Below are 26,230 nucleotides of genomic sequence, written 5' to 3'. Positions count from 1 at the left end.
CAGGCGGCGGACGACCTCCGGGTCGAACGCCGCGCCGCCCGCCGCGACCCTGTCCAGGGCCTCGAGGAACTCGTCGACCTGGGCGACCCGGTCCTTGAGCAGGTAGCCGACCTTGCCGCCGGTGCCGGTGATCAGTTCGGTGGCGTAGCGGTTCTCGACGTACTGCGACAGCACGAGAACGCTGACGTCCGGCCACCGCTCGCGGATCTGGAGGGCGGCGCGCATGCCGTCGTCCTTGTGGCCGGGCGGCATGCGGACGTCGGTGACCACGACGTCCGGCCGGTGCCGTTCGGTGGCTTCCAGCAGCTCGGGCGCGGTGCCGACGGCCGCCACGACGTCGTGGCCCTCCTCGGCCAGCAGGCGGACCAGGCCCTCGCGCAGCAGCGTGGAGTCCTCGGCCAGGATCACGCGCACGGCACCCTCGCCAAGATCCTGGTGGGACCGCCGAGGGGGCTGGTCACGTCGAACGCGCCGTCCACCGCCTTGACCCTCCTCGCCAGCCCCGACAGGCCGCTGCCCGCGGGGTCCGCGCCGCCGATGCCGTCGTCCCACACCATGACGCCGATGTGCTCCTCCGCGCGCCACAACGCGATCTCGACGATCGACGGCGCCGCGTGCTTGGCCGCGTTGGTGACGGCCTCGGACACCACGAAGTAGATCACCGTCGCCAGCGCGGTGCCCGGCGGCGCCCCCAGGTCGTTGGTGATCTCCACCCGGACGCTCGACCGCTCGGCCAGCACCTCCAGCGCCGCGTCGAGTCCCGCGTCGTCGAGCACGGCGGGGTAGACCCGCGTCGCCACCTCGCGCAGCTCGTCCATCGCCTCGCCCGCGGTGTCCTGCGCCTGCCGCAGCAGCTGCTGGAGCTGCTGGTCGTCCCTGGTGCGCCGCGCCCTCCCGACCATCATGCCGAGCGCGACGAGCCGCTGCTGGACACCGTCGTGCAGGTCGCGCTCGATGCGCCGCCGCTCGTCATCGATGGCCTCGATGACCTCGGCGCGGGTGCTGGTCAGCTCCGCGACCCGTTGCCGCAGCAGCGTCTGCTGGTCGCGGCCGAGCATCGTGGTGGCGAGCCACCGGTCGAGCGCCGCGACACCGCTGACCCCGGCGAGCGCGGCGAAGATGAGCAGCGCGCCCGGCAGCGCCGCCACGAGGATCAGCCGGGTGTCGACGACGTCGCCGTCCTTCACCAGCCCCCACGAGCCGTCGAAGAGCCACGCCGTGATCATCGACAGCGCGGTGGCCAGGTAGAGCATCAACATCATCACCACCCCGGCGCCCAGCCCGGCCACGAGCCACCGCACGCCGAGGTAGCGCCGGCACCGGCCGGGCGTCAACGGGTCGGTGTTCGCCGCGCCGCCGTACCGCGCGATGCGGTGCAGCTCGACCTCGGTCATCCTGACCACGCCGAGCCCGAGCACCGCCGCCCCGAGCCCCGGCAGCGCGGTCATGGTCCCCACCAGCACCCCGTGGAGCGTGCGGAACCACTCCCGCACCAACGCCCCCGCGCTGAGCCGCTCGTCCTGGTGCACAACCGCCACCGTAACGGCCACCTCCGACACGGGCATTGCGGTTTCCCGCAATCCTCGACCGCGGTTTCCCGCAAGCTTCTCGACGGTCTCCCGCACAGTTCTCGACGGCTTACCTCGTGGTCCCGCCCCCACCGCCTTCCTAGCGTTGACCTCGACCTTTTGACCTGATGCGAGGGGGAGAACACATGCTGGCCGAGTGGGCGGTGGACCTGATGGAGTCGCTGGGAGGCGTGGGCGCGGCCGTGGTCGTGGGTCTCGACAACCTGTTCCCGCCGATCCCGAGCGAGCTGGTGCTGCCGCTGGCGGGCTTCTCCGCGAGCAGGGGCGTCTTCAGCCTGCCCGCGGCCCTGTTCTGGACCACCCTGGGTTCGGTGGCAGGTGCCGTGATCGTCTACCTGGCGGGCGCGCTCCTGGGCCGCACCAGGACCCGCGCCCTGGTCGCCCGCGTCCCCCTGGTCCGGGTGACCGACTTCGACCGGACCGAGGCCTGGTTCACCCGCCACGGCACCAAGGCCGTGTTCCTGGGCCGGATGGTCCCGCTGTTCCGCAGCTTCATCTCGCTGCCCGCGGGTGTGGAGCGCATGAACTTCCCGAAGTTCCTGGCCCTGACCACGGCGGGCAGCCTGATCTGGAACTCGGTGTTCGTGGGCGCGGGCTACGCGCTGGGCGAGAACTGGCACCGCGTCGAGTCCTACGCCGGCGTGTTCCAGAAGCTGGTGCTGGTCGCCGTGGGCGTGGCGGTGGTGCTGTTCGTGGTGACCAGGCTGCGCCAGCGGTCGCAGGGTGACCCGGAGGCCACGGAGGTGTTACCGCGCGTCCGGCGCTGACCGCGGTTCGTCCGGCGCTGCCGAGGTGCGCGTCGCGGTGAGGCCGTGGCTGGACGGCACGTGGTGAGCTGTCGGCGCGGCTCGGTTGGCTGTTGGGCGACCTGGGCGGGTCCGCGGCCATGTGTTGGCCAGTGGAGGCCTTCCGTGCCCGTGCCGGTCGCGGACGAGGGCCTGTCCCTGTCCCGCACGGCGACCGTGACCGCGCACCTCGCCGAGCCGACCACCAGCTGTGCCGCTTGACCTCGCGTCCACCGCCGTCGGCGTGCGGATCCCGCTCATCAGACTGCCTGGCACGAGCCATCTGTCAGCGCGGACCGATCCTCACACCCGACCGCACCCCGCCGGACCCGCGCACCGGCACGAAAAGGGTGTCTCCGGACCGGCGCGAAAAAGGGGTGTCCCCGGGCCGGAAGAACCCGGCCCGGGGACACCCCGGCAAAGCCTCGGTCAGACGTCGTACCGGTCAGCGTTCATGACCTTGTTCCACGCCGAGACGAAGTCCCGCACGAACTTCTCCGACGCGTCGTCGCTCGCGTACACCTCGGCGACGGCGCGCAGCTCCGAGTTGGAGCCGAAGACGAGGTCGTTGCGCGTGGCGGTCCACCGGACGGTGCCGGTGGCGCGGTCACGGCCCTCGAAGTTCTCCTGGTCCTCGGTGACCGACTTCCACTCCGTCTCCATGTCGAGGAGGTTCACGAAGAAGTCGTTGGTCAGCGTCTCCGGCTTGGCGGTGAGCACGCCGGCCGTCCTGCCGCCGTGGTTGGCGCCGAGCACGCGCAGGCCGCCGACCAGCACGGTCATCTCCGGTGCGGAGAGGCCGAGCAGGTTGGCCTTGTCGATCAGCAGGTACTCCGACGGCAGCGGCGTGGCCTTGTTGCCGAAGTTGCGGAAGCCGTCGACGGTGGGCTCCAGGACGGCGAACGACTCGGCGTCGGTCTGCTCCTGGGTGGCGTCGGTGCGGCCCGCGAGGAACGGCACCTCGACCTCGTGGCCACCGGCCTTGGCGGCCTGCTCGACCGCCGCGGCGCCGCCGAGGACGATCACGTCGGCCAGCGAGACCTTCTTGCCGTCCGTCGCGGAGCTGTTGAACGACTCCTGCACGCCCTCCAGGGTCCGCAGGACCTGGGCGAGCTGGTCGGGCTCGTTGACCTCCCAGCCGCGCTGCGGCTCGAGGCGGATGCGGGCGCCGTTGGCACCGCCGCGCTTGTCGCTCTGGCGGAACGTCGAGGCCGAGGCCCACGCCGTCTTCACCAGCTGCGAGATCGAGAGGCCGGTCTCCAGGATCTTGGCCTTGAGCGCGGCCACGTCCTCCGCGGAGATCAGCTCGTGGTCGCGGACCGGGAGGCGGTCCTGCCAGATCAGCTCCTCCTGCGGCACCTGCGGGCCGAGGTAGCGCTGGATCGGGCCCATGTCGCGGTGGGTCAGCTTGAACCACGCGCGGGAGAACGCCTCGGCGAACGCCTGCGGGTTCTCCAGGAAGCGGCGCGAGATCGGCTCGTAGATCGGGTCGACGCGCAGCGAGAGGTCGGTCGTCAGCATCATCGGCTGGCGGTTGAGGGTGCCGTCCTCGGGGTCGGGCACGGTGTTGGCGCCCGCGTCGCCCTTCGGCTTCCACTGGTGGGCGCCGGCGGGGGACTTGGTGAGCTCCCACTCGAAGCCGAACAGGTTCTCGAAGAACAGGTTCGTCCACTGGGTCGGCTTCTGGGTCCAGGTGACCTCGAGGCCGGAAGTGATGGCGTCACGGCCCTTGCCGGTGCCGTGGGTGCTGACCCAGCCGAAGCCCTGGGCGTCCATCAGCGAGCCCTCGGGCTCGGAGCCGACGAGCGACGGGTCGCCCGCGCCGTGCGCCTTGCCGAAGGTGTGGCCACCGGCGATGAGGGCGACGGTCTCCTCGTCGTTCATGCCCATGCGGCCGAACGTCTCCCGGATGTCGCGGGCGGCGGCCAGCGGGTCCGGGTTGCTGTTCGGGCCCTCGGGGTTGACGTAGATGAGGCCCATCTGGACGGCCGCGAGCGGCGTCTCCAGGTCGCGCTCGCCGCTGTAGCGGGAGTCGCCGCCGAGCCACTCGGTCTCGGGGCCCCAGTAGACGTCCTCGTCCGGCTCCCACACGTCGTTGCGGCCACCGGCGAAGCCGAAGGTCTCGAAGCCCATGGTCTCCAGGGCGCGGTTGCCCGTGAAGATCATGAGGTCGGCCCAGGAGACCTTGGCGCCCCACTTCTTCTTCACCGGCCACAGCAGGCGGCGGGCCTTGTCCAGGTTGCCGTTGTCCGGCCAGCTGTTGAGCGGGGCGAAGCGCTGCATGCCCGCGCCGGCACCACCGCGGCCGTCGTGGGTGCGGTACGTGCCCGCGCTGTGCCACGCCATGCGGATCATGAACGGGCCGTAGTGCCCGAAGTCCGCGGGCCACCAGTCCTTCGACTCGGTGAGCACGGCGTCGACGTCGCGCGCCAGCTCGTCGAGGTCGACGGTCAGGAACGCCTGGCCGTAGTCGAAGTCACCGCCCATGGGGTTCGCCTGGACGGGGTGCTTGCGGAGGATCCGGAGGTTGAGCTGGTTGGGCCACCAGTCGCGGTTGCTGCCGCCCTCACTGGGGTGGCTGCGCCGGCTGTGAGCGACCGGGCACTCACCCTTCGACTCGCTCACCTTGGCGTCAGTGCTGTCGGACACGTGAATCCTTCCGGTGGTTCAGGAACTTTTCGCGGCGGTCGTGCACACGGGGCAGGTGCCCCAGTAGATGACCTCGGCCTCGTCGATGACGAACCCGTGGTCGTCGGATGCGTCCATGCACGGTGCGTGGCCGACAGCGCAGTCGACGTCGGCGATGGCACCGCAGGATCTGCACACGACGTGGTGGTGGTTGTCCCCGACACGGGCCTCGTAGCGCGCCACCGAACCCTGGGGCTCGATGCGGCGCAGCAGGCCGGCCCCGGTCAACGCCCGGAGCACGTCGTACACGGCCTGGTGGGAGACCGCGCCGAGGTTCTGACGCACGACACCGATGATCGAGTCCGTGTCGGCGTGCGGGTGGGTGTGCACCGCGGACAACACAGCTATCCGCGGAGCCGTCACCCGCAGTGACGCTCCACGCAGCATGCGCTCGAAGTCGGAAGCCGTGGGCACGTCCGCCACCCTGCCGTCTTTTCTGGAATGAGTCAAGTTAATGAATCGTGCAAGTCACTCGACCCGGTCATCGCCGCACGGCGGTCATCGCGCCGGCCAGCCGCCGGACGCCCTCGGCGAGCACGTGCTCCGGTGCCCCGCCGTAGGTCAAACGGAGAAAACCGCCCGGCGGTTCAGCGGCGAACCAGGCCCGTCCCGGGAACACCACGACGTCGCGCGCCGCGGCCGCCGTCGTGAGCTCCAGGTCGTCGACGCCGTCCGGCAGCTCCGCCCACAGGTGCAGGCCGCCCGACGACCGCGCGACCCGCAGCTCCGGCAGGTGCTCGGCGACCGCGCGCGCCAGAGCGTCGCGCCGGGACCTCAGGGACTGCTGGAGCGTGCGCAGGTGGCGGCGCCAGACCGGCGACGTCACGAAGTCGATCGCCGCCTCCTGGAGCGGTCCCGCCACGTAGAGGTCCTGGCGCGACCGGGTGTTCTTCAGCCGCGTGCCCGCCGGCCCGCGCGCGCCGATCACGGCGACGCGCAGGCCCGGCGCGGCCACCTTGGTCAGCGAGCGGACGTAGACGACGTGGCCGTCGGTGTCCTGCGAGGCGAGCGTCGGCGGCGCGGTGCCGTCGATCGTGAAGCCGCGCGCCCAGTCGTCCTCGACGAGGAACGCGCCGACGGCGCGGACGATCCGCATGACCTCGACGCGGCGTTCGTCGGACAGCACGGCGCCGTGCGGGTTCGCGTGCAGCGGCTGGCAGTAGAAGAGCTTCGCGCCGGTCCGTTCGAACGCGGCGCGCAGCAGGTCCGGCCGCACGCCGTCCTGGTCCGCCGGCACCGGGACGACCTTGAGCCCGGCGTCGCGCGCGGCGGCGATCGCGCCGAGGTAGGTGGGCGACTCGACGAGCACGGTGTCACCGCGGCCGCCGAGCCCGCGGAACACGGTCGCGAGCGCCTCCTGGGCGCCCGCGCACACCGTCATGTCCCCGGCCCTGAGCTCGCCGCCCGCCTCCTTCGCGAACCACGCGCGCAGCTCGTCCCTGCCCTCGACGGGCACGCGCCCCCACGACGACGGCCGGCGCGCCGCCCTGGTGAGCGCGGCGCCGAGAGCCTCGGTCGGCTGGAGGTCCGGGTCGAGATACCCGCTGGTCAACGGGATCGCCTCGGGCTTGGGCACCGCGACGAGGTTCGCCACCAGGTCCTCGCCCGGCCTGCCCTCGCCGAGCGCGACGGCCTGCCACGACAGGTCGTGGGCCGCGGCGGTCGTGCGCGGCGCGACGAAGCTGCCCCGGCCGGGCCGCACCTCGACGAGCCCTTCGGCGGCGACGCGCTGGATGGCCTGCTGCACCGTCGCGGGCGAGGCCCGGTGCCGCGCCATCAGCTCGCGCACCGACGGCATGCGGTCGCCGGCGCGGCCCGCACGGGCGACCGCCCGCAGGTCCTCGATAACGCGGACGGCTGCGTTATCCTCGTTCATGAGAGCCAAGAGTAACGTTATCGTGCCAGCGGGGGTAACACTCGGCGCGCTGGGCGTGCTGGGGTTCAGCTTCTCGCTCCCCGCGACCCGCTTGGCAGTGGCCGGACTCGACCCGTGGTTCGTCGCTTTCGGACGCGCGCTCGTCGCGGGCGTCCTCGCGATCGCCTACCTCGCGTTATCGCGCGCACCGCGTCCGTCGGCCGCGCAGGTGCGCCGCCTGGCCGTCGTCGCTCTCGGCATCGTGATCGGCTTCCCGCTCTTCACGTCCCTGGCTCTCACCACCCAGACCTCGGCCCACGGCGCCGTGGTGATCGCCGTGCTGCCCATGTCCACGGCGATCTGGGCCGTGCTGCGCGCCTCCGAACGCCCGCCGCTCGCGTTCTGGCTCTCCAGCGGCGCCGGCCTGGTCGCGGTCCTCGCGTTCGTGGCGACCGGCGGCGGCTTCTCCGGCTCGCTCGGCCTCGCCGACGTCTACCTGCTCGTCGCGGTCGTCCTGTGCGGACTGGGCTACGCCGAGGGCGGCGCGCTCTCCCGCGAACTGGGCGGCGCGCGCACCGTCTGCTGGGCGCTGGTCGTCTCGCTGCCCGTGACACTGCCGATCTCGTTGTGCACAGCGGACTTCTCCCGCGCGACGCCGGTCGTGTGGGCCAGTTTCGCTTACGTGGCACTGGTCTCGATGTTCCTGGGCTTCTTCGCCTGGTACGCCGGTCTGGCCGCGGGCGGGGTGGCGAAGATCGGGCAGATCCAGCTGGCACAACCGGTTCTGACCCTCGGGTGGTCGGCACTGGTCCTCGGTGAACCGGTCGGCTGGCCCGCGCTCGCCACCGCGGGGGTCGTGCTCGTGTGCGTCGTGCTGACGCAACGCAGCCGTGTGCCCGCCGAACCGCGAAGCGCGCCCGAGGTCGTGTCGTCAGTGGGTGATCATCGTTAACGCCTCGCGAGGTTTGAGAGCTTCATGTTCGGTGCCTGACCGCAGGTGTACTGGCCGTTCTGCAGGATGAACGGGTCGCCCGCCTGTTCCGCGTCGCCCGCGTCGAGGTAGATGCGCTTCAACGTCGCGAGCTGCGTGGACTGGTCGGCGGCGAGGAAGTCGCGGCAGGTGTGCGAACCGGTGAGCACGGCCGAACCTCCTCCGGGATCTGCGGGGTCGTCGGAGCCCAGACCGTTGATCACCGACTTGCCCGCGAAGTACAGGGCCGCCACCGCGACCACGGCGACCAGGATGCCGCCGTAGTTGGTCTTCTTGCTGTTGTCGGTGTTGTGGCTGTCCTTGACGTCGCCGCCGGCGATGATGCCATCGGTGGCGGCGATCGAGCCCCCGGCGAAGATCGTGTTGCCGCGGGACGCGGGCAGCTGTGCGGTGAGGGAGCGGCGGAAGGCCAGGTCTTGTTCGAGCAGGACGGCCACCTCACGGGCCAGGAGCCGGGAGTCCGGGCCCGTGAGGTCGTACCTCGCGAAGAGAGCCTGCAGGGCCTGGGCCTGGCTCACTTCCGCGGGCTGGTGCAGCTGCCCGAGCTCCAGGCGCCGCACCAGGTCGACTGCGGTCGTCGCGATCTCCTTCACAGGCCGGCCGCCAGGGCCAGGCAGTAGACCGCGTCGTCCGGCTCGTGCTTGAGCTCGATGCCGCCGAACGACTTGCCGTTCGGGCACGACTTGTCGTAGTCGAGCACGGCCGTGATCTTGTAGACCGGGTTCGTGATGGATGATGCGTCGAAGCCCTTCGTGGTCGGGCAGTCGGTGGTGGTGATGTCCGTGCCGCCCAGCGACGCGCGGGTGTGCACGCATTCGCCGACCTTGTGCTTGCTGTTCAACAGACCGCAGCCGGATGCCGTCAGGGCTATGGCCAAGCCCAGTGCCAGCAGTCGTCTCATCATCTGTCCTTTCGTCGGCGCCACCGCGAGCTGGGGCGGCGCTCCTCTTGGATGTGCGCGTCTCGTCCGGCGAGGACGCCGTTCTCGACCCGGATGTCGCCGCCGGCGCTGATGTGGGCGCCGTGGTGTTGCGGTGCGGGCGGCTGGGGTGCGGGCTGGCGGAGTGCAGGACTCGAGGACACGGGTGGGTGCGACTCGGAGAGTGCTGCGGCGGGGTTTCCGGGGACGTGCAGCCACGCGCGCACGGTCGTCTCCTTCACCCGCACTTCGACGGGCTGGTACACGCGGCCCGCCATGCCGGGGTAGTCGTGCCGCACGGTGCTCTCGTACAGGGAGTCCGAGATCATCACGACGCAGCGCGCGGTCGACCCGGCCAGCGCGTCGCGCAGCACCCGCGAGTCGAGCAGCCGGAACGGCAGGTTCACGTCCGATCCGGCGAACCCTTTGACGTCGCGGTGGATCTCGCCTCCATGGGCGGCGACGCGAACCTCCATCCCGGTCCCGTCGGCGTTGCCCGGTGCGTTCGCGACGCGGTGCATCAGCTCGGTGAGGACGGGCCCCAGGACCGCGGTCTTCGGCACGGTCGCCGGGACCACGACGAGAAGGCCGTCGCCGCGGTCCTCGTGCGCGCAGTCCTTCCAGTGCACGCCACCCGCCTCGAACGACTCGGCCACGACGCGGTACAACCTCTCCCGCGTCGTGAGCATGGCCGGATTGCGCAGGCTGCTGAACGACCGGACGTCGAGGGTGAGCACCAAGCCGGGCAAGGGATCCATGCCGGCCAGTGCAGCACCGCGTCCCGCGCATTTTCGCGACTTCTGCGTCACGTGCGGCACAGCGGCCATGAACCGTTACTTCGCACGGAGAGCCGCCAGGTCGTGCACCACGACGACGCCGCGTCTGTCCGTCGAGATGAGACGTTTCGTGCGCAGCGTGCGCAACGCGCGTACGACCGATTCCCTAGAAAGCCCCAGTTGTTCGGCGAGCGCGGACTGCGAGCCGATCGGGATGCGCAGCCGTCCGTGCTCGTCGGCGCGGAAGTCCTCTGCGAGCCGCACGAGCGAGTCGACGACGCGGGTGAACGCGTCGTTCGCCTGTCGCTCCAGCAGCTCGTCGGCCTCGCGCAGGCGTTCGGACACGACCGCGCACAACGTCAGCACCACGTGCGGGTACCGCGCGAAGAGACCGTCCAGCTCGTTCTTGCGGAGCAAGATGGCCCGGACCTTCGTGTCGGCGACGACTGCGCCCGGCCGTGCCCCCGCGTCGATCACCGCTTGTTCGCCGACGATGTCACCGGCCCACCGCGTCCCGACGACCTTGCGGCCCTCGCCGATGATCCGGACCCGTCCGCTGTAGATGATCGCGGCCCATCGGGTGCGGTCGTCCGCGGAGATCAACTCCGTGCCTTTGGCGAAGCAGCGGAATTGTGCGTTGGTCGCGAACGCCGTTCTTTCGATCTCGGTGAGCCGGCGCCAGAAGCTGCCTTTGCGGTGTTCCCTGGTCACCGAGGCGACGACTTGGGTGTTCGTCATGTTCTGTCCTTGCGGTCGGGGAGTGCGGCAACCACCCTCATCGTCCGGATCACGCGAGATGTGACCGAATTGCCCCTGTCGTATGAATGCCTGTTGCCATATGTTGCGTTTCGGTCGCTGTGAACGATGTGCATGCGGGTTTGCCCGCTGGCGAAAGAAGTGGACATGCGCACACCCGGATTGGACGTCATCACGAGAGAACAACGCGCGGACAGTTTTTGGTGTCTTCTCTCCGCGGTGGAGCGGAAGGCGCTCGGCAGGGCGGGTGGCGAACGCCGCTTCCGTCGCGGGGAAACGCTGATCGAGGCGGCGGCACCGGACTCATGGGTGGCGGTGGTGCTCAGCGGCCGGGTACGCGTGCTCAGCGAGGACGGCGAACATGTCGTCGCGCGGCGGAGCGCGGGTGACATCATCGGTGAGCAGGCATTCTTGGACAACGGCGTCAGATCGGCCACCGTCGTCGCGGTCACGAAAGTGCGCACACTGGTGCTGAACCCGGAGGAGTTCGACCGGGTCGTCGCCCGGCAGCCCGGTGTGCTGCGCCTTCTCGGCGCGGTCGTGTCACAACGGCTGCGCGAATCCGACGCCTCCGTCCTGGAACGCCGTAGCGGTGCTGCGGAGAAGGTTCTGCGCTTTCTGGCGAACGCGGCCGAGGCCAGTCTGGTGATTTACGTCGCGTCGCAGGAGAAATTGGCCAGAGAACTGGACATCTCCCGTTCGTCGGTAGGCCGGGTATTATCCCAGCTGAAACGGAATGGCGTCGCCGACGTCGGTCGTTCCCGCATCTCGATCCGCGATCCCGCCGAGCTGAGGAGGCTGGCCGGGTCATAACGAATCGCCATCCCAGTGCCGCACGTGACGCACAACGGCGACCTGCCGCCGGGCTCCGGTGGTGGAGTCCGGGGATCGACCCGAGGGAGACGAACGTGCAGCCACAGTCCGGAATGCCCCCGCGCGACGAGCACGCCGGCTCGAGCGTCTCGGCGAGCGGCTCCATCCACGCGAACGGCGGCGTCATCGGCGGACGCGACGTCATCGGCAGCAACAACTCCGACAACCGCAAGAAGGTCCACTTTGGCGGCATCCTGGTGGCGGCGGTGGCGATCGTCGCGCTGTTCCTGGTGGGACGCGCCGTCGTCCTGAACATGACCGGCGACAGCGGTGCTCCCGACAGCACCGACGTGACCCGGACCGCCGTCGGTACCTGGACCGCGTCGGACGGCACGGGTACGAAGACGTTCGGCGGCAACGGCGCTCAGTGCGACGGCTTCTACTACGCCCAGGGCAAGCCGCTCGACATCGGCGGCCCGATGAGCTGCACGCTGTCGTCGGCGCCGGACGAGAGGAACCGCTACTCGCTGATGGTGAAGCAGGGACCGAACCAGGCGACGTACAAGATCGCGTTCGACCGGGAAGACCACGCGGTGGTGTACGGGTCGAACGGGGCACAGCTCTACGAACTGACCCGGTTCTGACTTTCCGCATCGCGCCCCGATGCCTTCCCGCGCCATCCTGGGCGGACTGCCGCACGACCGTCCGAGAATTGTCAGACCCTGCTGCCATCCTCGACCCATGCCGATCGAAGTGGCGAGCAAACGCCGCAAGGTGCAGCGTCCGGGCGCGGTGGTCATCGACGTGACTTCCCGCGGCCCGGACCCGTGGGTGCGGTTCAGCCCGTTCTACCCGCACGGCGAGATCCCGGTCCCGCTGTCGCCGGGTGTCACGAGCGCGTCCGTGGAGGGCGTCTGGCAGGCGCTGAAGGTGTTCGAGAACGCCGACGTCGACCCGTCGAAGCTCGCCGTGACGTCCATGAAAGGACTCAAGCGCACGGTCCGGCGCAACGGCGAGGTCCGCGGCCACCGCGCGGGCCTGAGGGGCGAGCACCTGCTCGACTACCGCACCGCCCGGCAGGAGATCTACCTGCCTACCTACGCGTGGGTCCTGGAGAACCGCCTGCGGGACGAAGTCGCGCGACTGCGCGAGCTGGCCGGGTCGGCCGACGTCGTGCTGCTCGACTACACGACGAACGGCGACGTCGACGACCTGAGCACACCGCTGTCCCACGCGGCGCTGATCGTCCGGCACCTGAGGAGGCCCGCGCGCATTTGACCGATTTATACTGCGTGCCTTCGGCTTTGGGGGTCGGCAGTGGCGACGAGCAGACAGCTCTTCAAGATCGTGGACGCGCTCGCCGAGGCGAAGCGGTCCTCCGGTCAGCAGTACGACACGTTCCGCGTGCGGGGCAAGGTGTTCGGCTACTACTGGCCGCGCACGCAGACCGTCGGGCTGAAGCAGACGCTGTCCGAGCAGCTGGCGCTGGTCGCGGAACGGCCGGACGTCTTCGAGGTGCAGTTCACGGCCGGTGGGTTCGGCTGGGTCGTCGTGCACCTGGAGGGCGTGGCGGCCGACGAGCTGCGCGAGCTGGTGTTCGAGGCGTGGCGGCTGTCGGCGCCGGAGGAGCTGGTGGCGCAGGTGCCGGACCTGGCGCGCTGAACCCCCTACCGGGCCGGGCCGGGTCAGGGCCTGCGCGCCGCGAGCGCCGAGCCGTCCGCGAACGTCAGCCGCACCACCGGCCGGGCCGGCAGGCTGAAGCCCGCGTGGGTGTTCTCCACCGACCGCACGGCGCCTCGCGGGACCTCCGCGAACGTCGTGAACACGCTGGAGGGCTTGGCCTCGAACAGGTGCGTCGGGTAGACGACGGCCACGCGCTGGTCGCTCACCGCGAGCCGGGCGTTGCCGCGGCTGAAGGCGAAGTGGTCGGCCAGCGACACCGCCGCGGACGTGGCGGAGGGGGCCTCGACCCAGTAGCCGAGGGTCGGGTCGTCGACCCAGTCCGGCGGCGAGGGCGGCGCGGGCAGCGGCCAGCGCGACTTGTCCAGCTCCACCGCGGGCATCGGGCCCGCCGCGGTCCACGGCACGTGCAGCGCGCCGCCGACGACGCCGCCCACGTGACCGACGACCGGCGGCAGGCCGAGCACCAGGCGTTCGCCGCGGCGCAGCCAGAACTCGGTCAGCTCGCGGACGACGACGTCGTCGGCGACGGGGGTGGGGGAGGCCGACGGGAGCTCGACGCCAGAGCCGTCGACCAGGGTCACGCGGCCCGGCTCGGCCGAGGCGATCCGGTCGCGGGGGAACTCCAGCACGACCTCGAAGTCAGGCACGTCCACGGGCTCGCCCTCGACGTGCTCGCCGTACCTCCTGCGGTGGTCGGCGAGGATCTTGCCGACCTCCCGGCCGAACCCGATCGCCTTGCCCAGGAAGGACTTCTCCTCCGAGGCGGGAGCGGGAGCGGCCGCGCGTTCGGCGACCACCAGCCGGTCGGAGGTCAACGCCCACAGGCGTTCCACGCGGGCGCCCGGCGTGAACCGCGCCATCGCCGACGGGGCCAGCGAACCGGACGAGCGCCCGAACACCACGTGGTCGGCGGCAGGCGCCTTGTCGTCCGCCGTGTCACCACCGCCGCCCAGCGCTGTCAGGGCCAGGGATCCCGCCCCCCTGCCCACCGCGGAGACACCGCGGGTGAGCAGCGACCGGCTCGGCGCGCCGAGCCGGTCGAGGCCGTCGACGGCGTAGTGGAACGTCCGCCGGTAGGTGGCCCAGACCAGCGACTCACCCGCCCGGCAGATCCTCTGCCGGGCGACGTGGCCGGGGCCGAGCGGCTCCGCGAAGATCACTCGTACTCGAACCCTCTGTTCATGGCGGCGGCGCGGTCCTCGTCCGAGGACGGGTCCTGGCCCTTGTTGTAGCCGTACTTGACGCCCTGCTCGACGGCGATGCCCGGCGCGTTCTCCATGACGCCGTTGGTGATGGCGGTCGGCACGTGCGTGGTGCCGCTCAGGCCCGCCGTGCGCAGGCCGGCCTCGGTGAGGTTCGTCGTCAGCGAGTCGGAACCGGCGCCGTCGACGCCGAACCGGCTCGCGAAGCGGTTGCCCGTCTTCGACGCCATCGTGGCGGGGTCGGCCTTGGTGACGATCTTGGCCAGCGGGTGGGCGTCCACCTTGCGCATGATCCACTTCTCGGCCATGTTGCCGTCGCGCAGGCCCTCTGCCTTCTCGACCAGCTTCTTCAACGGGCCCTTGCGCAGCGCCTGGAGCAGGTCCTCCAGCTTGTCGATCAGCGGCTTGAGCTTGCCCAGCAGCAGCTTGACCTTCATGCCCAGCCGGGCCATCGTGCCGCCGACCTGGGCCGTGGTGGTGACGCCCGCGGCGGCCATCGAGGCGCCGGCGGTGATCCACGAGGCGGCCAGCGCGGCCAGCCACTCGATGATCAGGCCCATGACCAGCTCTTGCAGGATGTCGATGCAGATCTCGACGAACGCGTCGAAGAGGTCGGCGGCGAGCTCCAGCATCTGCTGGAGGCCGCGGATCTCGTTCGAGAACGCCTCCGCGCCCAGGCCGAACTCGTCCATCTGCTTGCGGAACCGGTCGCCCGCCTCGCCGGTCCACGGCTGCGACGTCGCGGTGGCGCGGTTCTTCTCGTGCTCACCGGCCTGCTGCACCCAGTCGGCGACCTTGCCCCAGCCGGTGCCGGTGCTGCGCATCTGCTCGGGGTCGCCGATCGCGGGCTCGACCACGAGCTCGACGATCGGGCTGATCACGATGCCGATCAGGAAGCCCAGGCCGTTGTCGATGAACGACTGGCCGGGGCTCATCACGAACTGGAGCTGCTCCATGCGGGCGTTGACCGCCGCGATCGCCACGTCCGGCGGGCTGGAGGCCCGCGAGATGTCGCCGCTCGTGCTCGCCCACGAGCTGCCGTAGCCCGCGTTCTGCTCGAAGTCGCTCTTGCGGTTCGCGTCGCCCGCGCTGTTCAGGTCGCCCAGCGAGCCGGGACCGCCACCGGAGCCGAACTTCTGCAGCCCCTGGTGGATCGCGTCCTCGACGTCGCGGTAGGTCTGGGCGGTCTGCTCGGTGCGTTCCGCCACGCCCTCCAGGAAGCCCTTGGCCTTGGTGGCCATGTCCTGGCATTCCTTCAGGCCCTCGAAGTACTTGAACGCGAGCAGCTCACCGAGCGGACCGAAGCAGTCGTCGCTCACCCGTGCCTGCTCCAGCAGGGTCGCCAGCTGTCCGAAGTGGCCGGCGGCCTCCGTCGAACCGCGGCTGTGCGCCGTGAGCGCACCGCCCTGCACCATGAAACCCGTCATGCCCCCATCACCTCAGGATCGAGTTGCCACCGAAGTCCTCGTCGTCTGAGACCGGCGCGGGCCTCGATCGGTTCCCCGGTGCGGGCCTCGACACAGGAGGAGGCGGCGGTGCCGCGTGCTGGGGCGGCATCGGCGGCCGCGCCTGCTGGGGCTGCGGCGCCTGCTGCGGCGCGTCCGGCATCATCACGCCCGAGTGCGCGTTGAACGCCTCCTTGAAGCGTTCGGCCTGGTCGCCCAGCACCGGCGTCACGGTCTCCTGGAGCAGCTGCGCGGCCTGCTGGGTCGCCGCCCTGATGGTCGCGAGGATCTCGTTCTGCAGCTGCGTGTGGCTGTACTTCATCGCCGTCGGGCTGAGCTGCAACCCCAGCACCGCTCCGGACGGCGCGACGGTGACGGTCACGGAGCCGTCCCCGCTGCGGGCCTGCCCCCGCAGCTCCGAGATCCGGTCCTTGAGCTGGCCCGCCTTCGCGGCCTGCTCCTGGAACGCGCGGATCTTCTCCTCCAGCTGTGCCCTCCGGTCCGGCACGGCGACCCCTTCCCCAGTCGTCCAGCAAGGTCGTGACCACGCTAGCAACCGGGACTGACGCAGTTCCGACGATCAGCGGAAGAGGATGCGGGTGATCTCCGTGTCGGTGGCGCGGCCCTCGTCGTAGCCGCCCTCGCCCTTGAGGTTGTTCATGATCGCGACCGTGTACCGCTCGTCCTTGCCGACGAACCCGACCGAGTTCATCACCCAGCCGCCGTCCTCCTCGGACCAGCCGTTCTTCGTGCCCGAGTCCGGGCCCCAGACGCCCCACTGCTGCTCGGGGCCGACGTCGCGCATCTGGCCGAGGATGTACGCGCGGTCCTCGGCCGGCACCTCGTCGAGGACGTAGTTGATGAGGTGGTCGAGGTCGTTCGCGGTGCACTTCTCGAAGCCCCAGTAGGGGAACGACGTCGAATATCCTCTTTGGGCGGTCAGCTCCGTCATGCCGTACCTGCCGAACGCCGCGTTGAACGTCGTGCCGTTGTAGCGCTTCCAGAGCGTGTCGGCCGCGTCGTCGTCGGAGCTGTGCAGCATCGCCGTCATCAGCCTGCGGTCGTCCGTCGTCAGCTTGATCTTGCCGGCGCGGTGGCGCTCCAGGAGGTTCACGACCATCGCCAGCTTGATGGTCGACGCCGTCCACGTCATGTCGCCCGCGTTGCCGTTGCGCCAGGTCGCGCCCGCCTTGCGGTCGCGCAGCACGATGCCGACGGTGCCGGGCCTGGTCTCCGCGTACACCTGGGCCGCCTTGATGCGCTTCTGGAAGTCGCAGTCGAAGCCGCTGTCGGGCATCGGGCAGAGGTCGGGGGTGGCGACGCGAGGTGCTGCGGCCGGGGTGGGCTGCTGAGTGCGGGCGTTGGCGGGAGGTTCCGCTGTCACGGCGTGACCGCACGCCGTGAGCGCAAGCGCGCACGCAACAAGGATCGGACGGAGCATGGGCCGCACGCTAATGGGTCCGATCGGAGGTAGTCGACCGCCATCCGGCCTCCACGCGGTCATGTAAAATATGTTTGACACGATGTCGGGTTCGTTTTACCTTGGTGATGTCAGGTTTCTTTGACATCAGGAGCGGGACGTGGCGTTCGAAGAGAAGCGCGCGTGGGCTTTGGGCGTCATCGCCGTGCTGGGTTATGCCGCATATGCGCTGGTTGTCCTGAGTCGCATGGACGGCAGGCCGCTCGCGGAGGCGCCGTACGTCGGCGCGATGTTGTGGACGATGGGGCTCGGGATCGTCGCCGGCATCGTGTCGGGCATCTGGTTCGGCATCGCCGCGCGCGACGACGGTCTGCAGGTCGACGAACGGGACCGCGAGATCGGCCGGTTCGGCGACGCCGTCGGCCAGTCGGTCGTCGTCATCGGCGGGGTGTCCGCGATGGTGCTGGCGATGGTCGAGGTCGCGCACTTCTGGATCGCGAACGTGCTCTACCTGTGCTTCGTGCTGTCCGCGGTGCTCGGCTCGGTGGCGAAGGTCGTGGCCTACCGGCGGGGGATGCCGTGAAGCCGACCAGGGTCACGAACTCCATCCGCGCGTTGCGGTTCGCGCGCGGGGAGATGAAGCAGGCCGACCTCGCCGCCGCCATCGGCGTGACGCGCCAGACGCTCATCGCCATCGAGCAGGGCAGGTACTCGCCCTCGCTGGAGGTCGCTTTCAAGATCGCGCGCGTGTTCGAGGTGTCGCTCGAAGAGGTGTTCCAGTACCCGGAGGAGGAAGTCGAGTGAAGGCCCTGGTGCAGCGAAGATACGGATCGGCGGTGCTCGGTGAGCTGGACGTGCCCGTGCCCGGTCGGGGCGAGGTTCTGCTGGAGGTGCGGTCGGCGGGGGTCGACATGGGCACCTGGCACCTCCTGGAGGGGAAGCCGTACCTGCTCCGGGTCATCGGGTTCGGGTTCCGCGGACCGAAGTCCCCCGTCCCGGGACGCGACGTCGCCGGCGTGGTGAAGGAGACCGGTCCCGGCGTCACGGAGTTCGCGCCGGGCGACGAGGTGTTCGGCACGTGCGAGGGGTCGTTCGCCGAGTACGCCGTCGCCCGCGTCTCCCGGTTGGCGCGCAAGCCCCGCAACGCCTCGTTCGCCGAGGCCGCCGCCGTGCCGATCTCGGGCGGCACGGCGTTGCAGGGCCTGCGCGGAGTGCGGGCGGGGCAACGGGTTCTCGTGCTCGGCGCCGGCGGTGGCGTCGGCTCGTACGGCGTGCAGATCGCGAAAGCACTGGGCGCGCACGTGACCGGGGTGTGCAGCACCGGGAAGGTGGAGCTGGTGCGGTCGCTGGGTGCCGACGAGGTCGTCGACTACACCGCCGAGGACTTCACCGGCACGTACGACCTCGTCCTCGACTGCGGCGGCAACCGGCCGCTGTCCCGGCTGCGGCGGGCCACCACCCCGCGGGGCAGGGTCGTGCTGGTGGGCGCCGAGACCGGGGGCTCGCTGACGGGTGGGTTCGAACGCTCGCTGGTCGCGCTGGCGCTCACCCTGTTCGTGCCGCAGACGTTCGTGCCGCTGATGTCCACCGAACGCGGCGAGGTCTTCGACGAGCTGCGGGCGCTGGTCGAGTCCGGTGCGGTGAAGCCGCCGGTCGAGCGCGAGTTCCCGTTGGCGCGGGGCCTCGACGCGATCGAGCACGTCCACTCGCGACGGTCGCGCGGCAAGGTCGTCGTCACCGTCTGACCCGCGGCGCCCGTGCCGAGGTCGGCGACCTCGGCGTCCGGCGCCGGTGGCTCAGCGGGCGTGCGGCAACGTGAACGAGTCGACCTGCGGCAGGTCGTGACCGAGCCGGTCGCGCTTCGCCGTCAGGTACGCGATGTTGTGCGTGTTCGGCTGCATCAGCAACGGCACGCGCGAGGCGACCGTGATCCCGTTGTCCTCCAACGCCGCGATCTTGTCGGGGTTGTTGGACATCAGTCGCACGGACTGCACGCGCAGGTGCTTGAGGACCCTGGCCGCCGGCGTGTAGTCGCGCACGTCGACGGGCAGGCCGAGCGACGTGGCGGAGTCCAGCGTGTCCATGCCGGCGTCCTGGAGCACGTGCGTGCGGACCTTTGCCACCAAACCGATTCCGCGGCCCTCGTGACCGCGCAGGTAGACCAGGATGCCGTTGCCCTCGCGGACGATGGTGTTCAGCGCGGCGTCGAGCTGTTCGCCGCACTCGCACCGCATGGCGCCGAAGATGTCACCGGTCATGCACTCGGAGTGGATGCGCACCAGCACGTTCTCGCGCAGCTTCGTCTTGCCGTAGACGAGGGCCATGTGCTCGTGACCGTCCGCTCTGAACGCGACCGCGCGGAACGTGCCACGACGGGTCACCAGGTCGGACTCCGCCACGTCTTCTTCGTTGAAGGCCTCTTCGAACATCTCGGGGTCCCCTCGTCACCAGGCGCCTCCCGGGCGTGCAGCTACGCTCGGGTGGAGGTCGCACCGTAACCCGACCGCACAGCGGAGGTCATCCTGTTCAGCATCACCGTCCGCGATCACGTGATGATCGCCCACAGTTTCCGCGGCGAGGTCTTCGGTCCGGCACAACGTCTGCATGGAGCAACGTTCCTGGTGGACGCAACGTTCAAACGTGCCGAGCTCGACGCCGACAACATCGTCGTCGACATCGGACTCGCGACGCAGGAGCTGGGCAAGGTCCTCGCGGCGTTCAACTACCGCAACCTCGACGAAGAACCGCAGTTCGCGGGCATCAACACGTCCACGGAGTGGCTCGCCAAGCACATCGCCGACCAGCTCGCGGACAAGATCTCCGAGGGCGCGCTCGGCGAGGGCGCGCACGGCATCGATGGGATCACCGTCACACTCCACGAGTCCCATGTGGCGTGGGCGAGCTACGAACGTGCGCTTCGTCCTTCCGGCTGACGTCGGCGACCCGGCCGGTCCCAGCGGCGGCAACGTCTACGACCTGCGCGTGAGTGCGGGGATGGACCGCCTGCTCGTCGCCGGTGACTGGCCGCGTCCGCACGACGTCTCCGCGTTGGAGCAAACGCTTGCGGGAATTCCGGACGGCGAGGTCGTCCTGGTGGACGGCCTGGTCGCCTGCGGTGTGCCCGAGGTCGTCGTCCCGCACGCGCGACGGCTGCGGCTCGCCGTCCTCGTGCACCTGCCGCTGGCCGACGAGACGGGGCTCGACCCGGCGACCGCCGAGCTCCTCGACCGGTGCGAACGCCAGGTCCTGCGGGCCGCGAGCGCCGTCGTCGCGACCAGCCCGACGGCCGCGGCGGGCATCCGGGTCCGGCACGGCCTGGCGAACGTCCACGTCGTCGTCCCCGGCACCGACCCGGCGCCGGTCGCCACGGGCACCGACGGCGTGCGCAACCTGCTCTGCGTCGCGTCCATCACACCCCGCAAGGGCCACGACGTGCTGGTCAGGGCGTTGCAGCGGGTCGAGGCCGACTGGCGGCTGACGTGCGTGGGCCCGCACCGGCCGTTTCTCCCGCAGCTCCCGCCGGACGACCGCGTCAGCTTCCCCGGCCCGCTCACCGGCGAGGCCCTGAACAGCGCCTACGCCGCTGCCGACCTGTTCGTGCTGGCCTCCCGCGCCGAGACGTACGGCATGGTCGTGACCGAGGCGCTGGCCCGCGGTCTGCCGGTCATCGCGAGCTCCGTTCCGGACGCTCTCGGCGACGGCGGGGTGCTCGTCCCGGCCGGGGACGAGAGCGCCTTCGCGGCCGCGCTGACGTGCTGGTTCCACGACCAGACGTTCCGGGACGGGCTGCGGGTCAGGGCCCGCGTCCGCAGAGCCTCACTGTCCACTTGGGACGAATCCACTCAGGACCTGCGGAGGGTGCTGGCTAGTCTGCGGCCATGACCTTCGCCCCGGAATGGCTGGCACTGCGGGAAGACGCCGACGCACAGGCGCGCTCGACCGACCTCGTGGAGACCGTCCGCGAAACTCTGGTGAACCGAACCCCCCTGACGATCCGTGACCTCGGATGTGGAACGGGATCGATGGGACGCTGGCTCGCCGGGAGGCTCGGCGGCGTGCAGCACTGGGTGCTGCACGACCGCGACCCCCGGCTGCTCGGGCTCGCGGAGGCGGGCATGAGCGCGCTGCCGGGCGTCACCGCCGAGACGCGTGAGGGCGACCTCACGTCCCTGACCGCCGCCGACCTCGCGGGTGCCGACCTCGTCACGTGTTCCGCGTTGCTCGACCTGCTCACCGCCGACGAGATGAACGCTCTGGCCGCTGCCTGCGTAGAAGCACATGTGCCCGCACTGTTCACGCTCTCGGTGGCAGGCCGGATCGACCTCGACCCGGCCGAGCCGCTCGACGCCGCCTTCCAGGACGCGTTCAACGCCCACCAGCGCCGCGTCGTGGACGGGCGCCGTCTGCTCGGACCGGACGCACCGGCCGCCGCCGAAGAGGCGTTCGCGGCGGCGGGCGCTTCGGTTCGCACGGCGCACAGCCCCTGGCACCTGCACGCCGACGCCCTGCTGGGCGAGTGGCTGAAGGGCTGGGTCGGCGCCGCGGTGGAGCAGGAACCCGCACTCGCCGCCGAGGCACCGGAGTACCTGCGCCGCAGGTCGACGGCATCAGCGGTGGTCCACCACGTCGACCTGCTGGCACTACCGGGAGCTGTGTGATGAAGAAGTTCTGGCCGTGGCTCCGTCTCGTGCTGGCGGTGGCGATCCTGGTCGGCCTGGGCCTGCGCCTGGGCACCGGGGCGTTCCTCGACGGACTGCGCGCGATCGACGCGTTCTCCGTCACCGCCGCACTGGCGATCGGGCTCGTGACGACGGTGCTCAGCGCGGGTCGCTGGGTCGTCGTCGCGCGCCGCCTCGGCCTGTCGCTGTCGCTCAGGACCGCGGTCAGCGACTACTACCGCGCCCAGCTCGTCAACGCCGTGCTGCCCGCGGGCGTGCTCGGCGACGTGCACCGCGCGGTCAACCACGGCCGGGAGTCCGGCGACGTCGGACGGGGCGTGCGCGCCGTGTTCTTCGAGCGCTTCGCCGGTCAGGTCGTGCTTGTCGGGATCGGCCTCGCGGTGCTGCTCACGCACCCCGCGGCCGGTCTGGACCTCGACCTCGACGCCACCACGGCGGGGCTGGTCGCCGCCGGCCTGGCCGTGGCCGCCGTCGCCGGCTGGCGGGTCAAGCCGGTGCGCCGCGTGCTGGTGAACACCCTCGCCGACGGCATCCGCCTGCTGTCGCTGAAGACCTGGCCCGCGGTCATCGGGCTGTCGGCCGCCGCCGTCGCCGGCTACGTGGCGATGTTCGTGGTCGCCGCCCGCGCCGCCGGGTCGCAGGCCTCCATCACCCAGCTCGCGCCGGTCGTAGTGCTGGCGCTGCTGATCATGGCGATCCCGGTCAACATCGGCGGCTTCGGCCCGCGCGAGGCGTTCCTCGCGGTGGCGTTCGGCGCCGCCGGGCTCGGCGCCCAGCAGGGCTTCACGACCGGGATCGTCTACGGCGTGCTGGCGCTCGTCGCCGCCCTGCCCGGCGCCGTCGTGCTCTTCCTGTCACGCCGGGCCGAGGCCGAGGAGGTCGAGGTAGTCGCCGAACGACTCGGCCAGTCCCGCGAGCAGGAGCTCGCCCTTGCGCGCTGACGCGAGCGAGGGACGCCCGACGACGCCGGACTCCGTGTACGGCGCCAGACCCAGGGTCAGCATGTGCCGCCGGTCCTCCGCCAGGTGGTCAGCGCTTTCGTAGCCGGGACGGACGAGATCGGGGTGGGCGTGCAGCAGGATCGAGGTCTCCAGCTCGCCCGCGTGCATGTCGCTGTACGCCGAGGTCTCGATGCCGGCCTTCTCCCGTGCGAACGCCCAGTCGTCGCGGCCGGGGAACAGCGCCAGCCCCTCACCCTCCTGCACGACGTTCTGCAGCACGTAGTTGCCGCCGTGCCCGTTCACCAGAACCAGACCCGTGACACCGTTGCGCCGCAAGGACTCCGCGATGTCCGTGACCACTGAGACCAGCGTGCGCGCGGTGATGCTGACGGTGCCCGGCCAGTCGGCGTGCTCCTGCGAGCACGAGAACTGGATCGGCGCCAGCTTCCGCACCGGGTACCGCGCCGCGATCTCCGACGCGATGGTCCACGCGATCACCGAGTCCGTGGCCAGCGGCAGGTGCGGGCCGTGCTGCTCGGTGCTGCCGACCGGGAGCACGGCCACCCTGGCGTCGCGGACGTCGATCGTGGTGTCACTGGGGAACATGGGCCTGACCGTAGTCAATGCGGTGGCACAGCGCCGGAATCGTGCCGTCGGCCAGCTTCGGCATCACGTCCGGCAGCTCCTCGAACGCGCTGTGCCCGGTGACCAGCGCGTCGAACCTGTCGTCGGCCAGCAGGTCCAGGGCGAGCGCCAGGCGTTCGGCGTAGGAGCGGTCCGGGCGGCCGACCACGCCGACCTGGCTGCTGCGGATCGTGAGTCGTTTCGAGTGGAAGAACTCGCCCAGCGGCACGGCGATCTTCCTGTCCCCGTACCAGCTCAGCTCCACGACCCGGCCCTCCGGCGCGAGCAGGTTCAGCGCCGTGGTGAGGCCGGTCTCGGTCGCGCTGGCGTGGAAGACGAGGTCGCAGCCGTCGCGTGCGCCGTCCGGCAGGGCGAACCCGACCCCCAGCCGCTCCGCCACGGCCTGGCGGCCGGGGTCCGCGTCCACGAGCTCGACGCGGGCGCCGGGGAACGTCGCGAGCACCGCCGCGATGCTCGACCCGACCATGCCGCCGCCGACCACCGCGATCCGGTCGCCGATCAACGGGCGCGCGTCCCACACCGCGTTGACCGCGGTCTCGACGGTGCCCGCCAGCACCGCGCGGGCGGCGGGAACGGCGTCCGGCACCACCGTCACGGCGGATTCCGGGACCACGTAACGGGTCTGGTGTGGATAGAGGCAGAACACCGTTCGTCCGCGCAGTCTTCCAGGTCCGTGTTCGACCACGCCGACGTTGAGGTACCCGTACTTCACCGGCCACGGGAAGTCGCCCTCCTGGAAGGGAGCACGCATCACCGCGTACTGGTTCTCCGGCACACCACCGCGGTGCACGAGCGTCTCCGTGCCGCGGCTGACACCCGAGAACAGCGTGCGCACCTCGACCTCGTCCGGGCCGGGCTCCGCCAGACCGGCCTGCCGCAGTTCACCTTTTCCGGATTCGTTGAGCCAAAAGGCACTCGCCGTACGTGTCACTCACAACACCTCCGCCGCACGAAGTTCGTTAGGGGCACCTGATGATCACACTTCAGCACACCGGGACTCCCGTCGTCGTACGGGAGCCTGCCGTCTGGGCCGTCGCCCAGGTCCTCCTGCTGGGTGTGGTGAGCGCCACGACCGGTCTCGGAGTGCTCGGCTGGGCCGCCGGACTCGCCTACGGGTTCGCCACCTGGGCGTTCCTCGGCTACGGCATGCAACGGCATCGCACCAGGTCATTAGGCCCGGCTGACCGCGTGACGCTGGCGCGGGGCCTGATGGTCGGCGCCGTGACGGCGTTGGTGGCCGACCGCGCGGGGCAGGACGTGCCGGTGGCGTTGGTCGTGACCCTCGCCGCCGTCGCGTTGTCGCTCGACTGGGTGGACGGCCAGGTCGCCCGCCGCACGGGCACCTCGACCGCGCTCGGCGCGCGGTTCGACATGGAGGTCGACGCGTTCCTGATCCTGGTGCTCAGCGCGTACGTCGCCCTGCACCTCGGTCCGTGGGTGCTCGCGATCGGACTCATGCGGTACGTGTTCGTCGCGGCCTCGTGGCGCCTGCGCTGGATGACCGCGCCGCTGCCCGCCAGCTACGCGCGCAAGGTCGTCGCCGCGGTGCAGGGAATCATCCTCGTCGTCGCCGCGTCGGGCCTGCTGCCGTTCGCCGGCGTGCTCGTCGGTCTCGCTCTGGCGTCGCTGGTGTGGTCGTTCGGTCGCGATGTGCTCTGGCTGTGGACGAACTCCGCTGTCGCGGTGGGAGAATCCCGCCATGTCTGAGCAGACCACCACCGCGGCGAAGGTCGGCAACATCGTCGTCTGGATCCTGCAGATCGTGCTCGCCGTGCAGTTCTTCCTCAACGGCTCCGCGCTGTTCACGGACCAGTTCGTCGCGAAGTTCGACGACATCGGCTTCGGCCAGTGGTTCCGCTACTTCACCGGCGTGCTGGAGATCGCGGCCGCGGTCGGCCTGCTCATCCCGCGCATCTGCGGTCTCGCGGCGCTCGCGCTCGCCGGCATCATGGCGGGCGCGGCGGTCACCGAGGTGTTCCTGGTGACCAACGGCGGCCTCAAGGGCGCGTGGATGCCGTTGCTGTTCATGGTGTGGGCGCTGGTGATCGCGGTCTACCGCCGCGAGCAGGTCCTCGGCGCGCTCAGCCTCGTGCGGAAGAAGTGACCTTCGGGAAGTAGCGGAGCACCGCGACGTCCCCGACCTTCGTGACGTCCTCCAGGTGGAACCGGTGCGCCGGTCCACCGGGGAACTCCGCGGGGTGCACGAAACGCGGGGCCGCCGCCTGCCCGATCAGCATCGGCGCGACGGCAACCCTGATCTCGTCGGCGAGCCCGGCCTCGAGGAACGCGGTGTGCATGCTCGTGCCGCCCTCGACCATGAGCCGCTGCACGCCGCGTGCGCCGAGGTCGTCGAGGATCTCCGGGAAATCGGTGAAGGTCTTCGTCTCGGCCAGGTGGTCGACGGTGGTCCGCGCGCCGCGCGTGTAGACGAGGCGGTCGCCGCCGCAGTGCCAGAACCGCAGTTCCGGGTCGAGGTCGCCGCTCCTGGTGACGATGACGCGCAACGGGAACTCCGGCTTCCCGTCGGCCACCCGCTGTGCGCGCCGCTCGTCGCTGTAGACGAGCAGGCGCGCGTTGTCACGCCGCAACGTCTCCGCGCCCGCCAGGATCGCGTCCGACTCCGCCCGCATCCGGTCGACGTGGTCGAAGTCCTCGGCGTTGGACAGCGGGAACCTCTCATTGCCGCGGTCGTCGATGTGGCCGTCGAGGCTGACGGCGACGCTGAGCAGAACGTGCGGGCGGGTCACGAACCGGATCCTAGGGCAGTTGAACCGGCCGCGTGCCGCGCCGCGTTTACCTCAGAGGACCAGGAAAGGGGAACGCGGTGAGGACGTTGCTGCGGCGGACGGCCACGGTGCTGGCGGGGCTGTTCGTGTTGTTCGTGCTCATCGCGCCGAGCGACCTGGAGAAGTTCACGCCCGAGGCGTTCCTGCGCGTCCCGCTCGAAGGCCTCGCCGGTGTCATGGTGCTGGTGCTGCTGCCCGAACGGTTCCGCAAGCCGGCCGCGATCGCCGGCGGTGTCGCGCTGGGCCTGTTCACGGTC

At 70.7% G+C, this 26,230-nt stretch carries 32 protein-coding genes and 1 pseudogene; 16 read left to right on the top strand and 17 right to left on the bottom strand.

The genetic code is table 11. The annotated features are described in order from the left end of the window. Both VF330_RS10710 and VF330_RS10705 read right to left on the bottom strand, forming a co-directional pair. Positions 1–414 (bottom strand): response regulator transcription factor (locus tag VF330_RS10710; RefSeq protein ID WP_330851377.1); only part of this gene is annotated, 414 nt, incomplete at its 3' end. Then, positions 405–1,529, bottom strand: coding sequence for a sensor histidine kinase (locus VF330_RS10705; protein WP_330851376.1), 1,125 nt, complete (start codon positions 1,527–1,529; stop codon positions 405–407). The genes VF330_RS10705 and VF330_RS10710, both read right to left, overlap by 10 nt. 185 nt (positions 1,530–1,714) lie before the next feature. On the opposite strand from VF330_RS10705, the gene VF330_RS10700 reads away from it, so the two are divergent. Continuing rightward, positions 1,715–2,356: a DedA family protein gene (locus VF330_RS10700; protein ID WP_330851375.1), complete on the top strand. Its 642-nt coding sequence runs from the start codon at positions 1,715–1,717 to the stop codon at positions 2,354–2,356. A gap of 447 nt (positions 2,357–2,803) precedes the next feature. On the opposite strand, the gene katG is transcribed toward VF330_RS10700, so the two are convergent. The 3 genes from katG to VF330_RS10685 all read right to left on the bottom strand — a co-directional run bounded on the left by katG (position 2,804) and on the right by VF330_RS10685 (position 6,938). Then, a complete protein-coding gene (katG, locus tag VF330_RS10695) occupies positions 2,804–5,023 on the bottom strand; it encodes a catalase/peroxidase HPI (RefSeq protein ID WP_330851374.1) in 2,220 nt (739 codons plus the stop codon). An 18-nt stretch (positions 5,024–5,041) separates the two neighbouring features. Further along, positions 5,042–5,476, bottom strand: a complete 435-nt coding sequence (locus VF330_RS10690) for a Fur family transcriptional regulator (protein WP_330851373.1) — start codon at positions 5,474–5,476, stop codon at positions 5,042–5,044. A gap of 67 nt (positions 5,477–5,543) precedes the next feature. Beyond that, positions 5,544–6,938 (bottom strand): PLP-dependent aminotransferase family protein, encoded by a 1,395-nt coding sequence (locus VF330_RS10685; protein ID WP_330851372.1) that lies wholly within the window; start codon positions 6,936–6,938, stop codon positions 5,544–5,546. A gap of 22 nt (positions 6,939–6,960) precedes the next feature. Between VF330_RS10685 and VF330_RS10680 the strand changes: the two genes are divergently transcribed. Next, positions 6,961–7,869: a DMT family transporter gene (locus VF330_RS10680; RefSeq protein ID WP_330851371.1), complete on the top strand. Its 909-nt coding sequence runs from the start codon at positions 6,961–6,963 to the stop codon at positions 7,867–7,869. Here VF330_RS10680 and VF330_RS10675 read toward each other — a convergent pair. The 4 genes from VF330_RS10675 to VF330_RS10660 all read right to left on the bottom strand — a co-directional run bounded on the left by VF330_RS10675 (position 7,866) and on the right by VF330_RS10660 (position 10,341). Continuing rightward, the gene (locus VF330_RS10675; protein WP_330851370.1) at positions 7,866–8,501 is read right to left on the bottom strand and encodes a hypothetical protein; all 636 of its coding nucleotides are present in this window, start codon (positions 8,499–8,501) and stop codon (positions 7,866–7,868) included. The two genes, VF330_RS10680 and VF330_RS10675, sit on opposite strands and share 4 nt — an antisense overlap. Beyond that, on the bottom strand, positions 8,498–8,809 hold the full coding sequence (locus VF330_RS10670; protein WP_330851369.1) for a hypothetical protein: 312 nt from the start codon (positions 8,807–8,809) through the stop codon (positions 8,498–8,500). Before VF330_RS10670 ends, VF330_RS10675 begins: the two co-directional genes overlap by 4 nt. Further along, positions 8,809–9,585, bottom strand: coding sequence for a hypothetical protein (locus VF330_RS10665; RefSeq protein WP_330851368.1), 777 nt, complete (start codon positions 9,583–9,585; stop codon positions 8,809–8,811). The genes VF330_RS10670 and VF330_RS10665 overlap by 1 nt, the downstream gene beginning before the upstream one ends. Positions 9,586–9,660: 75 nt before the next feature. Continuing rightward, positions 9,661–10,341 (bottom strand): Crp/Fnr family transcriptional regulator, encoded by a 681-nt coding sequence (locus VF330_RS10660; protein ID WP_330851367.1) that lies wholly within the window; start codon positions 10,339–10,341, stop codon positions 9,661–9,663. A gap of 165 nt (positions 10,342–10,506) precedes the next feature. On the opposite strand from VF330_RS10660, the gene VF330_RS10655 reads away from it, so the two are divergent. The 4 genes from VF330_RS10655 to VF330_RS10640 all read left to right on the top strand — a co-directional run bounded on the left by VF330_RS10655 (position 10,507) and on the right by VF330_RS10640 (position 12,834). Beyond that, complete coding sequence (locus VF330_RS10655) at positions 10,507–11,172, top strand: Crp/Fnr family transcriptional regulator (protein ID WP_330851366.1); 666 nt, start codon at positions 10,507–10,509, stop codon at positions 11,170–11,172. A gap of 95 nt (positions 11,173–11,267) precedes the next feature. Continuing rightward, entirely contained in the window at positions 11,268–11,816 is a 549-nt protein-coding gene (locus VF330_RS10650; protein WP_330851365.1) for a hypothetical protein, read from the top strand. Between the two features lie 97 nt (positions 11,817–11,913). Then, positions 11,914–12,450 (top strand): DUF6939 family protein, encoded by a 537-nt coding sequence (locus tag VF330_RS10645; protein WP_330851364.1) that lies wholly within the window; start codon positions 11,914–11,916, stop codon positions 12,448–12,450. A 39-nt stretch (positions 12,451–12,489) separates the two neighbouring features. Beyond that, positions 12,490–12,834, top strand: coding sequence for an MmcQ/YjbR family DNA-binding protein (locus VF330_RS10640; protein WP_330851363.1), 345 nt, complete (start codon positions 12,490–12,492; stop codon positions 12,832–12,834). A gap of 23 nt (positions 12,835–12,857) precedes the next feature. On the opposite strand, the gene VF330_RS10635 is transcribed toward VF330_RS10640, so the two are convergent. The 4 genes from VF330_RS10635 to VF330_RS10620 all read right to left on the bottom strand — a co-directional run bounded on the left by VF330_RS10635 (position 12,858) and on the right by VF330_RS10620 (position 16,886). Then, complete coding sequence (locus VF330_RS10635) at positions 12,858–14,015, bottom strand: hypothetical protein (RefSeq protein ID WP_330851362.1); 1,158 nt, start codon at positions 14,013–14,015, stop codon at positions 12,858–12,860. Next, positions 14,012–15,484, bottom strand: a complete 1,473-nt coding sequence (locus VF330_RS10630; protein ID WP_330851361.1) for a WXG100 family type VII secretion target — start codon at positions 15,482–15,484, stop codon at positions 14,012–14,014. Before VF330_RS10630 ends, VF330_RS10635 begins: the two co-directional genes overlap by 4 nt. A gap of 7 nt (positions 15,485–15,491) precedes the next feature. Continuing rightward, the gene (locus VF330_RS10625) at positions 15,492–16,010 is read right to left on the bottom strand and encodes a YbaB/EbfC family nucleoid-associated protein (RefSeq protein WP_330851360.1); all 519 of its coding nucleotides are present in this window, start codon (positions 16,008–16,010) and stop codon (positions 15,492–15,494) included. A gap of 72 nt (positions 16,011–16,082) precedes the next feature. Then, positions 16,083–16,886, bottom strand: a complete 804-nt coding sequence (locus VF330_RS10620) for a tat pathway signal sequence (RefSeq protein WP_330851359.1) — start codon at positions 16,884–16,886, stop codon at positions 16,083–16,085. Between the two features lie 196 nt (positions 16,887–17,082). Between VF330_RS10620 and VF330_RS10615 the strand changes: the two genes are divergently transcribed. Genes VF330_RS10615 through VF330_RS10605 form a run of 3 tightly spaced genes read left to right on the top strand, consistent with a single transcriptional unit; the run spans position 17,083 to position 18,667 of the window. After that, positions 17,083–17,505 (top strand): hypothetical protein, encoded by a 423-nt coding sequence (locus tag VF330_RS10615; protein ID WP_330851358.1) that lies wholly within the window; start codon positions 17,083–17,085, stop codon positions 17,503–17,505. Between the two features lie 53 nt (positions 17,506–17,558). Next, positions 17,559–17,726 carry a helix-turn-helix transcriptional regulator gene (locus VF330_RS10610; protein WP_330851379.1) on the top strand — a complete coding sequence of 56 codons (168 nt, stop codon included), beginning with the start codon at positions 17,559–17,561 and terminating at the stop codon, positions 17,724–17,726. Beyond that, positions 17,723–18,667 carry an NAD(P)-dependent alcohol dehydrogenase gene (locus tag VF330_RS10605; protein WP_330851357.1) on the top strand — a complete coding sequence of 315 codons (945 nt, stop codon included), beginning with the start codon at positions 17,723–17,725 and terminating at the stop codon, positions 18,665–18,667. Before VF330_RS10610 ends, VF330_RS10605 begins: the two co-directional genes overlap by 4 nt. A gap of 51 nt (positions 18,668–18,718) precedes the next feature. Here VF330_RS10605 and ribA read toward each other — a convergent pair whose 3' ends face one another. After that, positions 18,719–19,351, bottom strand: a complete 633-nt coding sequence (gene ribA, locus VF330_RS10600) for a GTP cyclohydrolase II (RefSeq protein ID WP_330851356.1) — start codon at positions 19,349–19,351, stop codon at positions 18,719–18,721. A 93-nt stretch (positions 19,352–19,444) separates the two neighbouring features. On the opposite strand from ribA, the gene VF330_RS10595 reads away from it, so the two are divergent. The 4 genes from VF330_RS10595 to VF330_RS10580 are packed head-to-tail and all read left to right on the top strand — an operon-like array spanning position 19,445 to position 22,542. Continuing rightward, positions 19,445–19,855, top strand: coding sequence for a 6-carboxytetrahydropterin synthase (locus VF330_RS10595; protein ID WP_330851378.1), 411 nt, complete (start codon positions 19,445–19,447; stop codon positions 19,853–19,855). Then, positions 19,809–20,804 carry a glycosyltransferase family 4 protein gene (locus VF330_RS10590; RefSeq protein WP_414675364.1) on the top strand — a complete coding sequence of 332 codons (996 nt, stop codon included), beginning with the start codon at positions 19,809–19,811 and terminating at the stop codon, positions 20,802–20,804. Before VF330_RS10595 ends, VF330_RS10590 begins: the two co-directional genes overlap by 47 nt. After that, positions 20,801–21,580 carry a class I SAM-dependent methyltransferase gene (locus VF330_RS10585; RefSeq protein ID WP_330851354.1) on the top strand — a complete coding sequence of 260 codons (780 nt, stop codon included), beginning with the start codon at positions 20,801–20,803 and terminating at the stop codon, positions 21,578–21,580. Before VF330_RS10590 ends, VF330_RS10585 begins: the two co-directional genes overlap by 4 nt. After that, on the top strand, positions 21,580–22,542 hold the full coding sequence (locus VF330_RS10580) for a lysylphosphatidylglycerol synthase transmembrane domain-containing protein (protein WP_330851353.1): 963 nt from the start codon (positions 21,580–21,582) through the stop codon (positions 22,540–22,542). Before VF330_RS10585 ends, VF330_RS10580 begins: the two co-directional genes overlap by 1 nt. Here VF330_RS10580 and VF330_RS10575 read toward each other — a convergent pair. Both VF330_RS10575 and VF330_RS10570 read right to left on the bottom strand, forming a co-directional pair. Next, entirely contained in the window at positions 22,456–23,148 is a 693-nt protein-coding gene (locus tag VF330_RS10575) for a creatininase family protein (protein ID WP_330851352.1), read from the bottom strand. The two genes, VF330_RS10580 and VF330_RS10575, sit on opposite strands and share 87 nt — an antisense overlap. Further along, positions 23,135–24,118, bottom strand: coding sequence for a zinc-binding alcohol dehydrogenase (locus VF330_RS10570; RefSeq protein ID WP_330851351.1), 984 nt, complete (start codon positions 24,116–24,118; stop codon positions 23,135–23,137). Before VF330_RS10570 ends, VF330_RS10575 begins: the two co-directional genes overlap by 14 nt. Positions 24,119–24,159: 41 nt before the next feature. Here VF330_RS10570 and VF330_RS10565 point away from each other — a divergent pair, with 41 nt between their 5' ends. After that, positions 24,160–24,894, top strand: a complete 735-nt coding sequence (locus tag VF330_RS10565; RefSeq protein ID WP_330851350.1) for a CDP-alcohol phosphatidyltransferase family protein — start codon at positions 24,160–24,162, stop codon at positions 24,892–24,894. Further along, positions 24,887–25,291 (top strand): DoxX family protein, encoded by a 405-nt coding sequence (locus VF330_RS10560; RefSeq protein WP_330851349.1) that lies wholly within the window; start codon positions 24,887–24,889, stop codon positions 25,289–25,291. The genes VF330_RS10565 and VF330_RS10560 overlap by 8 nt, the downstream gene beginning before the upstream one ends. Here the strand turns inward: VF330_RS10560 and VF330_RS10555 are convergent. After that, on the bottom strand, positions 25,269–25,934 hold the full coding sequence (locus VF330_RS10555; RefSeq protein ID WP_330851348.1) for a RibD family protein: 666 nt from the start codon (positions 25,932–25,934) through the stop codon (positions 25,269–25,271). The two genes, VF330_RS10560 and VF330_RS10555, sit on opposite strands and share 23 nt — an antisense overlap. Positions 25,935–26,011: 77 nt before the next feature. Here VF330_RS10555 and VF330_RS10550 point away from each other — a divergent pair. Further along, a pseudogene (locus VF330_RS10550) lies at positions 26,012–26,230 on the top strand (sulfatase); the annotation flags it as partial.

This window comes from Lentzea sp. (assembly GCF_036380075.1).
GTDB lineage: Bacteria > Actinomycetota > Actinomycetes > Mycobacteriales > Pseudonocardiaceae > Lentzea.
This window is presented reverse-complemented; position numbering and strand designations above follow the sequence as displayed.